Consider the following 13,079-nt stretch of genomic DNA (forward strand, 5'->3'; position numbering starts at 1 on the left):
ATACTGGGTGCGGCTGTGAGGTTTAAGAATGATATTTCTAAATAATTCAATAATTTAGTAGAGCTTGCACGGTAGAATAAAAAAGATTAAATTAAACTCTCACTTAACATTAGTCGCACTTCCCCCAGACAAGGAGCTGTCAAAATATGTCTATTTTCCCTCTACATTCAACGGCTTCTATATCCAGCTTCATCCAGTTTCTACTGGGGATAGGGTGCCAGCAAAAGTGCGACTGAGTCGCATGAATTAGCTGTTAGCTAAAAACGAGTCTTTATGAATATCGAGGTTTGCAAAAATCCAAGTTCGACCGACGTCGATTTGATAGCAACGGGACTCAAAGGCTTCAATAAAGAGTTCGGCACAGAGGATCACCATAATCGAATAGGAATCTTTGCCAGAGATGACTCTGGTCGATCTATTGGTGGTGCAGTATCTAGTTTCCAGTACACGAGCTGCTACTTACATCTGTTCTGGATCGAGGCGGATTCTCGAGGCAAAGGATTGGGTCGGGCCGTATATGAAGCGTTGACTCAGAAATGCAGGGAGCAAGGTGTCAAGGATATCTTCCTAGATACCTTCTCCTTTCAAAGCAGGGGCTTTTACGAGAGCCTAGGATTCGAGTGTGTCGGCTGTCTTCGTAACTATCCGAAGCAAGGAATCAGCAAGCTCTTTTACCATGCTACTATCAGCTAACAATCCAAGGCAGCGGGAAATATTTTGCTTCGCTGCGCTCAAAACGCAAAATATTCCCCTGCTTGGGGCGTTATCTTATGAAACGAATTTTATTGACATTGTCGCTAGCTAGCTTACTTCCAGGTATAGCCCTTGCCTCACAAGACCCCTGTCCAAAGGTTTCCGAAGAGACAATGAACGGGGTTTGGGAGGCTATTTATACGCGAGATACTGTAAGGGTATTTCGTTTGGAAATTAGCGAGGGAAGAAAGGTTATTTTGTCTCAGGGGCTGGCCCACGGAAACAGCTTTGTTGCGTACGGGGAGATTACTTTCGTTGAAAGTGGAAATTTTGAAATAAATCTTTACGATGATTCCGAGCCCTTGAAGGTAATAGATTCTGGAAAAGAGGTAACGCTTACTGGACATTCGCTTCTTAAAGGGAAAGGCAGAGTCTGCAAAACAGAAAATGGAAGCAATGGAGTGTTAAATGCCACCTTAGTAATGGAGCCGCATATTCTGACGCCAAGTACCTGGGAGATTAGATTTATTCAATATTCCGAAGGTACCCTTTCGAGTGCTGTTGGGAAAATGGCGAAAATTGCTGAAAAGGCATCAGCCGGAAAATGATAACTAGTTGCTCCAGTTGGCGGAGCGGCCTACGTTCTTTTTGTGCATTCGCTGAGCTCATTGTTGCACAAAAATCACTGCAACCGCTGCGCAACTGAGCAAGGCGTTAAAATTTAGGTCTAGATATGGAAGAAACGATTGGTTTTTTGGCTATATGGATAATAATAGAGCTATTTTTTTGGGGGTGCATCTACTTCACAGGTTTTGCGTTGGTGCTTTTAGCCTCTTTCGGAAAGTTGAAGCCTGACCTTCTCTCTCGATTGGAGTCTGGTCGTGTTTCAAAGAAGCAAAGCGGCTTTAAAGTGTTCGAGCGAGACGGGAAAAAATATTTAGGCGCGTGGGGTGTATGCGTCGTGGGATTGTTGTTTTGGATCGCTGTGCTAACGGCACTAATAGTGCTTTAGTAAATGTTATATAAAAAGCGTGCTTACCGTTTTCGGCTGGACGGTGAAAAGCGCGATTCTCGGGGCGCTCTGCTCAGTTATAACGTGGTAATGTTGGATTTTAGTTAAGTAATCCCCCGAGAGCGGCTCCTCTAAAGTCATTCGCCACTTCCCGAAGCGTGTGATTTATTCCACTGTCGGCCGAGGTAAAAATGAAGCTTTTCCAGACAAGTGAAACATGTTCAGATATATATAGTCTTTCTTCTCATTTGAAATCGAAAGGTATCGCTAACTGTATTACTGATGAAAATGTAAGGATGGTTGGGCGAAAGAGTTGCCTGTGGATTATCTCAGATAGGCAGTTTAGGCAGGCAATGTTGTTATATGAGAACGAAAACTATATTGTCGAGAATCCATTGAGTTTAGATGAGATGAAGAGTTTGGAAGCTGCATCTAAACAATATGCAATTAGTAAAATTAATTCAATGTCAAAAGTTTTGTTTGCTGGGTCACTAGCTATTCTAGCTCTGTTTTTTGGTGTCATGTACTTGACACATTATATTGTCAGTAAGTGACGTTCAATGCATCGCTCTAGTAATCAGTAAGACTGGAGTTCTGGGGGCGGCTCAATTTTAGCGTGATCGTGTTGGGTTTTAGTTTAGTTAAGAACCCTCAGGATCCTAAGTGAATTGGGCTAAAAATTCGAGCGCGAGGAAATCTGTGAGTAACAGGTTAAAGGATTTTATAAAAGTATCTTACTTATGGTCGGGTATTTTATTTGTGTCTTCGGTTTTCGGGCTTATAGGTAATTCGTCGGGGGCTGCGGCCGCAGTTTATCTGGCAGAGTTAGTTCTATCTATAGGAATGTGGAGGGCTACCGTTGGAATTCGGCATTCGGCTGTGGAAAAAATTAGGCTCTATAAAAATTTGTGTGGTATGGGGGCTGCTTGGGGAGGGTGGTTTATTGTTTGGTTTTACGTAGAGCATACTCTGAAAAATAATCCTGGGTTGGGGTCAACCATTTTCCATTTTTCTTTTATCTTGGTTGTTTCGGGGCCTTTTGTTGTGCTTTATCGATCTGCTAGCCGTCTCTTAGAAAATCAAGATTAAGGCGGTTTCAGACTCTTCAGCGTTAACTCCGGAGGCAACTTGCGCGACTAAAACGTAATCGTGTGGCGCTCTTGGTTGAGTTGGCCGCCTAGAGAGGCGGACGTTATGAGGCCAAGTATCTTATGAGAATTAAAGATTTTAACTTAAATCAACTGTTATTTTTTTCAGTTTTTCTATTTCCAGTATTAACATTGCTTCTAACGTTAACAGTTAATTATACAGGGTTGCCGTATGACACAGGCTGCGGAAGTTACGATGTAACGTTATCTGCTCTTGTGTCACTATTTATTGGCTTTTTGTTCTTTGTTGTTACTTGTCTTGTCTCATTCTTGCCAGTGAGTATGCCGAGAAAAGCACTAAATAGGCTTCGGCTACTGTTTGTCGTGGTTTTATTGTCATTAGTGGTTTTGATTAGCTATTGGGCAAACTGGTGCAAATAAGCCGTTTGTATTATCCATAACCAATAGATGCTGATGTAGACTTTATTGTACCCCGTACCACACTCACAATTTCGCCATCGCCTTAACATGCGCCACCACACTGCGCCCCAGCGCGGGTAAATCGTATCCACCTTCTAGCATCGAGACGATACCGCGACATTGCTCGTGCTCGTCTACATAGGCGCGCAGCTGTTCACTGACCCATTGGTAGTCTCGCTCGGTTAAGCTGATCGACGACATATCATCCAGTAAATGCGCATCAAAACCGGATGATACTAAAATAAGCTCGGGCGCGAAATCTTCCAGAGCCGGTAGCCAGCGGTCGTTAATGGCTTGCTGAAACTCCGGGCCTTTGGTGGTGGCCGGTAAGGGTACGTTGACGATGTTGGGGCGCTTTATATCAATGTCGGTGTCTGGATAAAACGGGTATTGAAAGCTGGAGCAAAACAGTACCCGGGGTTCATCGAGGAATATATCCTGTGTGCCGTTGCCGTGGTGCACATCAAAATCGACGATGGCAACGCGCTTTAGCCCGTAGGCGTCCAGCGCGTGGTAGGCGGCGACGGCAATATTGTTGTACAGGCAAAAGCCCATGGCGCGGGCGCGCTCGGCGTGATGGCCGGGCGGGCGTACATTGCAAAACACCACTTTGGTGGTGCCCTGCATGACTAAGTCGACGCCCTGGGCGCCGCTGCCGGCGGCGTAGCGTGCGGCCACTAAACTTTGCGCGCTTAAAAAGATGTCGTCGCCCAGGCTGACAATGCCCTCAGTAGGCAAGTGGGTGTTTAACCAGTGCAAATATTGTGGGTCGTGCACGCGCGCCAGTTGTGCGTCGGTTACCTCTAGGGCATCTCGCTCGCCCAGCACAAAATCCAGCCCGCTGCTAAGCAGTTGGTTGTGAATGGCCTCTAGCCGCGCGGGGCACTCGGGGTGGCCGTCGGGCATTAGGTGCTCCAGGCACACGGGGTGGCTGATAATGATGGCTGTCATAATTATTATTGTTGCACATTTTTATGCGTGTGGTTAGCGGCGTGGTTTAGGGGCCGCTAACCAAGCGTGAATGTTTAGAGCTTTAATTTTACGCCCGCCCGGGTGAGTAGGGCGGTGATGCCCATCATGACAAACGCAAAGGCTAACGACCAGGCGATACCCGCAAGGCCTGCGTCAAATATGGCAGGGCGATAGCTGACACCTGCAAGGCTAACGGCTGCAATTAATATCGAGGGCAATATATACACCAACAGCGGGTTTGCCGCTGCGGGGGCAAATAATTGGCACCAGCGAGTGTGGCCACGAACGTCAACTAGCCAGTAAGTAACCGAAAAAATGACACCGCAAAAGAAAATACTGAACAGCGCCCAGCTTGGTGTGGCCCAAATTTTTGAGATAGGTGAAACCTGCCAGCTGGCGAGCGCCAAAAGCCCGCTAACGATACTGAATGCCGCCACGCTGCGCAGTTTTAACGCGCTAAGCTGAGCGTTATAAAACAGTGTGGACAGCAGCGCGCCGGCCAACACGATAGCGGCGTGTGTGTGGTTGCGGTTGTTTTCAATCACAAAGCCAAGTGCCGCTGAATCGCTATTGATGGCCCCTAACAGAAAATACAGGCCGATAAAGGCGATAACCGCACCGGCTAAAATAGCGACGTGAGTGGTAGCACTCGTTGCGTTAAGAGCCAATAGGTAAACGGCGCTGGCCAGAAAATAAGCCCAGCCGATTAACCCCAAAATGCCCCACCACTGTGGTGACATACTACCGCCATCGCTGCTGCGGTAAAGGGCCCACAGCGTTATCAGCAGTGCCACGCCCAGTAGCCTTAGGGCGGTTGTGGCCAACCGGCTGGCCTGCTTGGGGTATTGGCACCAAATTAACAGCACGGCACCATACATCAGCAACGTCCACGCCGATATTGGTAGCGCCATGGCTGACTGGTTAAAACCGGCGGCGCTATTGACCATAAACACGCCGATAACAATTAAGCTCAAGCTGCGAATGAGTACGTGATTAAAAATTCCCGGTAAGGTGGCGCCCTTGTTTAACCGTGCCGCGGTGGCAAAGGGGATGGACATGCCCACAATAAACAAAAAGGCGGGGAAGACCAGATCGACAAACGTCATACCGTCGACATCGGCGGGTAAGTGCTTCATCCAGCCGGGCACATTGGTAACGCCCGCCAGCTCGTTGACAAACACCATGGTCAGAATTGTGATGCCGCGAAACACATCGATCGCTAGCACCCGACGGGCGGCAATAGCCAATTGGCTCATAAGAGTTCCTATCGTTTTAATAATGACTCAGGGGCAGAGAACACTTCGCTGTCTGCCCATTGGCGTGTGCGTATTGAACAAGGCTGGTGCGCAGCATCTAAAAAAGGGCCGAGTTAACGGCCCAACAGCTGCTCTAATTTTTGGTTTTCGGTCTCGATGTGTTTGTAAAAGTCGGTATCGCCCAGTAAAGAGGCGGCCGCTTCGTCAATAATAATGACCGCGTCCGGGTGCATTTGCAGCGCCGATGCCGGGCAGGCAGCGGTGAGCGGCCCTTCAACTGTGGCTTTAATGGCCTCGGCTTTGGCTTCGCCGGTGGCGAGCAGAACCGCTTTTTTCGACTCTAAAATAGTGCCGATGCCCATGGTGATGGACAGTTGCGGCTGGTACTCGTCGGGGCCAAAAAAGCGCGAGTTGTCATCGATGGTTTCTTTGGTGAGTGTTTTAATGCGCGTGCGCGAGGCCAGTGACGACGACGGCTCGTTAAAGCCAATATGACCGTTGCGACCAATGCCCAGCAGCTGCACGTCAATGCCACCGGCTTGTTTGATGTCTTGCTCGTACTGCTCGCAGGCGGCGCGTGGGTCTTTGGCGTTACCCGGCGGTACGCAGGTATTGGCTTTGTCGATGTCCACGTGATCGAAAAGGTTGATGTTCATAAAGTGGCGATAGCTTTGCGGGTGATCGTCGGCAAGGCCGAGATACTCGTCAAGGTTAAAGCTGCGGGTTTTGGCAAAGCTCACCTTGCCGGCCTGATTGCGGGCAATCAGCTCTTTGTAAAGTGCAACCGGGGTCGAGCCCGTTGCCAGGCCTAATACTGAGTCGGGCTTTAGCGCGAGCTGTTTGCTAAAAATATCGGCGCCGTAAGCGGCAACGGCGGCGGCATCTTTTAATATGACGACTTTCATTTTGACTCCACAGAGGTATGAGATTGATGCGCACCGGCAACCCAGGTGTTGCGCACGTTAAAATTGCTGTCAAAGTGCACCAGATCGGCGCGCAAGCCGGTGGCAATGTGGCCGAGCAGGTTGTCGAGCTGTAAATACTGCGCCGGGTAGAGCGAGGCCATGCGCAGGCACTCGCCCAGCTCGACGCCAACGTCCTGGTGGCAAATGCGCACGGCGTCGATCATGCCAATCGCGCTGCCGGCGAGCCGGCCCTCGGCATTTACCAATGCGCCGTCTTGTTCGTAAATAGTTTCGCCGTAGATCGTGAAGGATTTTTGTTCACTGCCTACGGTGGACATGGCATCGGTGACTAAATACAGCTTGCCTGTAGGCTTAGCGTTGCGTGCGGCACGTACTGCCCCGGGGTGAACATGATGGTTGTCGCAAATAATGGCGCACCAGGTTTCGTCACTGTCGAGTGCCGCGCCGACTACCCCGGGCTCGCGGCCGGTTAATGGGCGCATGGCGTTGTATAAGTGGGTAAAGCCGCTAATACCTTCTTTGACGCCGGCCATGACTTGCTCGTACTGGGCGTTGGTGTGGCCCGCGCAGACGATTAAACCGGCATCGACCAAGGTTTTAATCTGGCCCGGATGAGCGTGCTCGGGTGCCAGGGTAATCATGGTTTTAAAGTTGCCGTCGATTTCGGTTAACCACGCGGTATCGGCCGGTTCCATCTCGCGGATATAGCGGGCATTGTGCGCGCCGCGCTTTTCCATATCAAAAAACGGCCCCTCGATATGAATGCCCAGCACGCCGTGCATGCCCTGGGCTATCGCATCGCGCACGGCGCTAACGCCTGCCTGATGGGTGTCGCGGGTATCGCTAATCAGCGTTGGCAGCATGCTGGTCGTGCCCGAGGGGCGGTGACCATTAAGCATGGTCTGAAGCGCGCTTACGCTGGTATCATTGGTAAAGAACGCGCCCCCACCGCCGTTAACCTGCAGGTCGATAAAGCCTGGGGCGAGAATACCGCCGTCGAGATTAATAATTTCGCATAACTGGACAACGTTGTCATTTTCGGCCGTTAAAATCAGCGTTTCGCCGTCGATAATCAGTGCCTGATTGTCGATAAACTTGTCGCCTGTAAATATTTTGGCGCCTACAAGTGCTTGTTTCATAAAGATATTTACCTTTTTTGGTGGTAAACAATGGCGGCCTGCGCGCCACCTTAGGGCTTACTCTTTGCCCTATTATTGATCGTTTTAGGCTTGTGTTGCAATCCATAGCGATTATTTTTGCTCGGCCTTGTGCGTGGCGGGCACAAGCACTGTCAGATTGGTATGACCAGATGGGTTGACCAAAAAGGGTGTGGCGGCTAGACTGGCGCCATTAGCGCTTGGCCCAAACGGGCCGAGGCTCTGTTGTCATACACGGTATGCCAGAGTGTCAGATATCCACCAAGCCAGAGAGTCCTATCATGAAAATTGCACTGATGAACGAATTCAGCCAGGCCGGCAAAAACCCCATTATCCTTAAAGAGCTGGAAGACGTCTCGGCAGAGCAAGGTCACAGTGTCTTTAATGTGGGTATGTCGGGCGACAATGATCACCGCCTGACTTATATCCACCTGGGCATTATTGCCGGCTTGCTGCTTAACGCTAAAGCCGTTGATTTTGTGGTGAGCGGTTGCGGTACCGGGCAGGGCGCCTTGATGTCGTTGAACGCTTACCCCGGCGTATGCTGTGGTTACTGTATCGACCCGGCCGATGCCTATTTGTTTGCGCAAATTAATAACGGTAATGCGCTGGCGCTGCCTTTTGCCAAGGGCTTTGGCTGGGGCGCCGAGCTAAACGTGCGCTACATTTTTGAAAAGGCGTTTACCGGTGTAACAGGCCAGGGCTACCCGCCAGAGCGCCGCGAGTCGCAAGTGGCTAACGCCGGAATCTTAAACGGTATTAAAGAGGCGACCGGCAAGAGCTTTTTGGATGGCCTGCGGGCAATCGACCCCGAGCTTGTGAAAACCGCCGTTGGCGGCGAGCGCTTTCAGCAGTGCTTTTTTGACAACTGTCAGGACGCTGATATTGAAGCGTTTGTCCGCGAGGTGCTGGCCGCTTAATCCAAGCGTTACCGCCCACAAAAAAGCCCAGCTTATGCTGGGCTTTTTTGTGTCTCGGATACCACAGTTAATTAACCGTGGTTAATCACCATAACGTCTGTATCCAGGGCGTCGATCAAGCGCTCCGCGGTATTGCCGCGGCGGGTTTTTGTCATGCCGTTTTGGCCCAGAGTCCCCATCACTACCAGATCGGCGCTAATTTCTTCTGCGACTTTAGAGACCACGTCCGAAGTGTAACCATTATCGACGTGAATCCGCTCGGTGGGTACGCCCGTGTCGTTGGCCAGACGGCCACGGTCGGGGTAGTTAAGAGAGTCCATATAGCCGTTCACCACGTGCAGCTCGGCGTTGTACACCTCGCAAAAGTGGCGGGCAGCGGCCAGGATTTTCTCGTTGAGCTCGATTTGTACATCGCGCACAGCCTGAAAGTTAACGGCAGCCAGAATCTTTTTGCGCGCCGTGTGGGCGCTTGGGCGAATCAATACCACGGGGCAGGCGGCGCCTTTTAACAGCTCCCATTTAGACTCGGTAAAGAAGAAGCGACGGCTGGCGGTTTTGGCGTGCACCGGAATATAAATTAAGTTGGCATTGGCGCGCTTGGCCGACTGCATAATCGACTCTTGCCACTCAGATGACCAAGAAACTTCGATTAAGTGTTCCACACCGGCGTTGTTAAGGACACTGCGAATTTGTTCTTCAAACCAGCCTTGGTCGCGTACCAGGTTGGCGTTGTAGGCGCGCGTGTCTACCGCATCGCCATCGACGGCGACAAACACGTGGACAAAGGGCTTAACCTCTTGCAGTTGTGATGTCAGCGCGACACGCTCCAAAGCGACGTGTTGCTCGTCGTTGGGATCCACTACTACAAACATTATTTGCTGCTTGGACATGGGTTCTCCTACTGTTTCCCTTTGATCGTACCATTTGTTATTGATTATCGCGCATTACCCGCGCGTTGTCAGTGACCAAGCATAGCAAGTTGGTCGGCGCGTGAATAGCGGTGCACCTCCCAAGTTACGGTACAATGGCTAAGTTATGTTGACTATTTAGGAGTGGGCGTATGCCGCAATTGATTTCTACCGGTTTTGATGAGTTGAGCCTGGGCCAGGAAGAGAAGTTTGAGCGCACCTTAACCGCCGAGGTGATTCGTCAGTTTGCCCTTGTCAGCGGCGATGTAAACCCAGTGCATTTAGACGCTGAGTACGCCGCCGGCACGGTGTTTGGCGAGCCTATCGGTCACGGGATGTGGTTGGGCGCGCTGGTTTCGGCGGCTATTGCGACCCGGCTACCCGGGCCGGGCTCTGTGTATCGCGCCCAGCAGTTACAATTTAAGCAGCCCATTAAAGTGGGGGATACGGCGGTGGTGACCTTGACGGTTAAAGAGCTTAAGGCCCGCATGCGCCTGGTGGTGATCGACTGTAAAGTACACAATCAGGACGGTACATTACTGGCGCGCGGAGAGGCCGAGGTGATCGCACCGGCGGCTAGTGACCGCGTCGAGGCGCCGGAACTGTCAGAGCTTTAAATCTTAGGCTTCGGGTGGCAGCCAGCCGCCCAGCTCTTGCCAGCGATTAACGATCAGGCAAAACAGCTCGGCGGTTTTTTCGGCATCGTAGGCGGCCGAGTGCGCGGCGCTATTGCTAAACTCGATGCCGGCCAGCTGACAGGTTTTGGCCAGTACTGTGTGACCGAACGCCAGGCCCGATAATGTTGCGGTATCAAAGCACGAAAACGGATGAAAAGGGTTGCGCTTGATTTCGCAGCGGTTGATCGCGGCATTGATAAAGCCCAGATCGAAATGGGCGTTATGGCCCACCATCACCGCCCGGGTGCAGCCTTGCTCTTTTACCGCGCGTCTTACCCCTTGCAGCAGCTCGACCATGGCCATGGGCTCTGGGTCGGCAAAGCGATCGGGGCTGTCCAAATCAATTCCGGTAAAGTCCAGGGCCGACTGCTCAATATTGGCGCCATCAAACGGCTCGATATGGTAGGCGAGGGTTTGATCCGGCAACAACAGGCCGTTGTCGTCCATGGTTAGGGTGACCGCGGCCACCTCTAATAGCGCATCGCGGCCACTGTTAAAGCCCCCGGTTTCCACATCGACTACCACGGGTAAAAAACCGCGAAAGCGCTGGGCCATAGGCGAGCTGGTGTCTCGGTCAAACTCGGGGGGCGTGGGGTTCACTTGGTTTCCTTAAATATAGGCTCTGGTTTGTGTCATGATTAAAGCTCTGGTGCGCCAGGCACACCAGAGGTGTTTACTGGCTGGATTTGATTTGCCAGTTAAGGGTTTCACTGGCGCATAGTGGGACAATATTTTCATCTAAGTATGGCAGCGTGGCGGGTAGTTGCCACGGCTGTTTTACCAGCGTAATTGTCTCTTGGTTGCGCGGCAAACCATAAAAATCGGCGCCAAAGTGGCTGGCAAACCCTTCGAGCTTATCCAGCGCGCCGGCCGCGTCAAAGGCCTCGGCGTATAGCTCGATGGCACTGTAGGCCGTGTAGCTACCGGCGCAGCCACAGGCCGCCTCTTTTTTACTTTTGGCGTGTGGCGCCGAGTCGGTGCCTAAAAAGAACTTGGGGTTGCCACTGGTGGCGGCGGCCATTAACGCCTCTTGATGACTTTGGCGCTTTAGGATCGGTAGGCAGTAGTAGTGTGGCCGAATGCCGCCCGCCAGCATGTGGTTGCGATTGTAAAGCAAGTGGTGAGCGGTGATGGTCGCCCCCACGGTGGCGCGCGCGGCCTGTACAAACTCGGCGGCGTCGCGGGTGGTGATGTGCTCCAGCACGATTTTCAGCTCGGGAAAATCATCCACAACTTTGCTTAGCGAGCGCTCTAAAAAGGTTTTTTCCCGGTCAAAAATATCGATGCTCGAGTCGGTAACCTCGCCGTGGATCAGCAGGTACATCCCCTCTTTTTGCATGGCCTCCAGCGCCGGGTACAGGTGCGCAAGGTCGGTGACGCCCGAGTCGGAGTTGGTGGTAGCACCCGCCGGGTACAGCTTGCCGGCCACAACGCCCGCGGCGCGCGCGGCGCGAATATCTTCGGCACTGGTGTTGTCCGTTAGGTACAGCACCATGAGTGGTTCAAACTGACGGCCCTCGGGGGCATGGGCCATTATCCGCTCGCGGTAAGCCTGCGCTTGAGCGGCATTCATCACGGGCGGCACTAAATTGGGCATCACGATGGTGCGGGCAAATTGGCGTGCGGCATCGGCTACGGTGCGCTCGAGCGCAGCGCCATCGCGCAGGTGAATGTGCCAGTCGTCGGGGCGGGTAATTGTCAGTTCTTGAGTCATGGTGTGAGCTTTTGTCAGTAAAGGCTCGCATCCTAGCAAAAATGCCGCTAAAGCGCAGCCGTCTTGGGCCGATACCCCATACAGACCCTGTGGCGCTATGGCTGCGCAGGGGTAAATTTATCCGTGGGGGTGGCTGAGGTGATTGGTTAATGGTGTTGTGTAAAGCCCGACAGCGAGTTGCCTTGCTCGGTGCGCTTGTGGCGCTGGCGCCAGCGGCGCTGGCCATTACCTTTGAGGCGCCCATGGAGCTGAGCCGCTGGCAGGTAGATGCCAGTGCGTTTGCCTGCAAGCTCTATCAGCCGCTCAACCGCTATGGTGAGGCGGTATTTTTGCGCCGCGCCGGCGAGCCGCAGCGCTTTTATCTGCGTGAACAGAACCGTCAGTTTGCCGGGGGCGAAGCGCAGTTGTTGGCCCAGGCGCCGCGCTGGGAGGGCAGCGGGGTGCAGCGCCAGCTGGACTCGGTGCCGGTGGTGTCGGGCGACGAGCCTATTCGCATGGACTGGCGTGAATCTCAGCGCCTTATTGGCGAGCTGCAACAGGGGCAGCAACTCATGTTTGCCCATTACGCCTGGTACGAAGCGGCCACTCCGGTAAATGTTGTGCTGGAGCCCATTCGGTTTCGTTTGGCGTTTAAAGAGTTTCAGCAGTGCTTGAGTGGTTTGCTGCCAGTGAACTACGATCAGGTACGTCGCAGCAGTGTTGCGTTTGTTGGCGGGGCGCCGGAGTTTGAGCCCGATCAGCAGCCGCTGTTGGATAATATTATTCAGTATCTTCTGGCCGATGAGTATGTCACGACGGTAGTGATTGATGGCCATACCGATGGTCAGGGCTTGCGGGCCGATAATCTGGAGTTGTCTAAGCAGCGCGCCGAGTTTGTGGCGGCCTACCTGAAAGAGCGTGGCGTTAGCGAAGACCTTGTGCAGGTGCGTTGGCACGGGGAGCGTTACCCGATAGGCTCCAACCGCACGGCAGAGGGCCGCGCTGAGAACCGCCGGGTGACCTTGCGGATTGATCGGTTTGAGCCCAAGGCGCAAACGTTGGAGGCGCACCACCAAGAGCCTGTATCGGAGCCTGCCCAAGACGAATCCGATTCGTCGCAGTCGTAACTCGCCGTCTCCGTCCCCTGCTATTTCGCACGACTTTAATCCGGGTAATTTTTTAACGGCCCCGGAATCTTTGCCGCCTGTGTGTGTCCAAACGCCCGTAACTCACGCAAGCCGTGCCCGGCTAGGGTGTCGGTTGCTGATCGATTGCCTGTGGATGCAGGCAGCTCGCA

The 13,079-nt window shown here is 52.5% G+C and carries 14 protein-coding genes; 7 read left to right on the top strand and 7 right to left on the bottom strand.

What is annotated here, in order from left to right; translation table 11 throughout:
• The first annotated feature begins 273 nt into the window (after window positions 1–273).
• From AAC019_RS10735 to AAC019_RS10750, 4 genes are all read left to right on the top strand, one after another.
• Window positions 274–693: a GNAT family N-acetyltransferase gene (locus AAC019_RS10735; RefSeq protein ID WP_339898851.1), complete on the top strand. Its 420-nt coding sequence runs from the start codon at window positions 274–276 to the stop codon at window positions 691–693.
• Window positions 694–770: 77 nt separating this feature from the next.
• The gene (locus AAC019_RS10740; protein ID WP_339898853.1) at window positions 771–1,301 is read left to right on the top strand and encodes a hypothetical protein; all 531 of its coding nucleotides are present in this window, start codon (window positions 771–773) and stop codon (window positions 1,299–1,301) included.
• 125 nt (window positions 1,302–1,426) lie between these two features.
• Window positions 1,427–1,705 carry a hypothetical protein gene (locus AAC019_RS10745; protein WP_339898854.1) on the top strand — a complete coding sequence of 93 codons (279 nt, stop codon included), beginning with the start codon at window positions 1,427–1,429 and terminating at the stop codon, window positions 1,703–1,705.
• Between the two features lie 699 nt (window positions 1,706–2,404).
• Window positions 2,405–2,794, top strand: coding sequence for a hypothetical protein (locus tag AAC019_RS10750; protein WP_339898855.1), 390 nt, complete (start codon window positions 2,405–2,407; stop codon window positions 2,792–2,794).
• Window positions 2,795–3,297: 503 nt separating this feature from the next.
• On the opposite strand, the gene AAC019_RS10755 is transcribed toward AAC019_RS10750, so the two are convergent.
• The 4 genes from AAC019_RS10755 to nagA all read right to left on the bottom strand — a co-directional run bounded on the left by AAC019_RS10755 (window position 3,298) and on the right by nagA (window position 7,566).
• Window positions 3,298–4,224: a histone deacetylase family protein gene (locus AAC019_RS10755; protein WP_339898856.1), complete on the bottom strand. Its 927-nt coding sequence runs from the start codon at window positions 4,222–4,224 to the stop codon at window positions 3,298–3,300.
• A gap of 74 nt (window positions 4,225–4,298) precedes the next feature.
• A complete protein-coding gene (locus AAC019_RS10760) occupies window positions 4,299–5,501 on the bottom strand; it encodes a DUF5009 domain-containing protein (protein ID WP_339898857.1) in 1,203 nt (400 codons plus the stop codon).
• 113 nt (window positions 5,502–5,614) lie between these two features.
• A complete protein-coding gene (gene nagB / locus AAC019_RS10765) occupies window positions 5,615–6,406 on the bottom strand; it encodes a glucosamine-6-phosphate deaminase (protein WP_339898859.1) in 792 nt (263 codons plus the stop codon).
• Complete coding sequence (gene nagA, locus AAC019_RS10770) at window positions 6,403–7,566, bottom strand: N-acetylglucosamine-6-phosphate deacetylase (RefSeq protein ID WP_339898861.1); 1,164 nt, start codon at window positions 7,564–7,566, stop codon at window positions 6,403–6,405. Before nagA ends, nagB begins: the two co-directional genes overlap by 4 nt.
• 299 nt (window positions 7,567–7,865) lie before the next feature.
• On the opposite strand from nagA, the gene AAC019_RS10775 reads away from it, so the two are divergent.
• The gene (locus AAC019_RS10775; RefSeq protein ID WP_339898863.1) at window positions 7,866–8,504 is read left to right on the top strand and encodes an RpiB/LacA/LacB family sugar-phosphate isomerase; all 639 of its coding nucleotides are present in this window, start codon (window positions 7,866–7,868) and stop codon (window positions 8,502–8,504) included.
• Window positions 8,505–8,575: 71 nt separating this feature from the next.
• On the opposite strand, the gene AAC019_RS10780 is transcribed toward AAC019_RS10775, so the two are convergent.
• Window positions 8,576–9,394, bottom strand: coding sequence for a universal stress protein (locus AAC019_RS10780; RefSeq protein ID WP_339898864.1), 819 nt, complete (start codon window positions 9,392–9,394; stop codon window positions 8,576–8,578).
• A gap of 170 nt (window positions 9,395–9,564) precedes the next feature.
• Here AAC019_RS10780 and AAC019_RS10785 point away from each other — a divergent pair, with 170 nt between their 5' ends.
• On the top strand, window positions 9,565–10,029 hold the full coding sequence (locus tag AAC019_RS10785) for a MaoC/PaaZ C-terminal domain-containing protein (RefSeq protein WP_339898866.1): 465 nt from the start codon (window positions 9,565–9,567) through the stop codon (window positions 10,027–10,029).
• Window positions 10,030–10,032: 3 nt separating this feature from the next.
• Here the strand turns inward: AAC019_RS10785 and rnt are convergent, their stop codons facing one another.
• Both rnt and pyrC read right to left on the bottom strand, forming a co-directional pair.
• On the bottom strand, window positions 10,033–10,644 hold the full coding sequence (rnt, locus tag AAC019_RS10790) for a ribonuclease T (protein ID WP_339898901.1): 612 nt from the start codon (window positions 10,642–10,644) through the stop codon (window positions 10,033–10,035).
• A 118-nt stretch (window positions 10,645–10,762) separates the two neighbouring features.
• Entirely contained in the window at window positions 10,763–11,803 is a 1,041-nt protein-coding gene (pyrC, locus tag AAC019_RS10795; RefSeq protein ID WP_339898868.1) for a dihydroorotase, read from the bottom strand.
• Between the two features lie 149 nt (window positions 11,804–11,952).
• On the opposite strand from pyrC, the gene AAC019_RS10800 reads away from it, so the two are divergent.
• Entirely contained in the window at window positions 11,953–12,909 is a 957-nt protein-coding gene (locus tag AAC019_RS10800) for an OmpA family protein (RefSeq protein ID WP_339898870.1), read from the top strand.
• Window positions 12,910–13,079: the final 170 nt, after the last annotated feature.

The organism is uncultured Gilvimarinus sp., from assembly GCF_963975215.1.
Classification (GTDB): Bacteria; Pseudomonadota; Gammaproteobacteria; order Pseudomonadales; family Cellvibrionaceae; genus Gilvimarinus.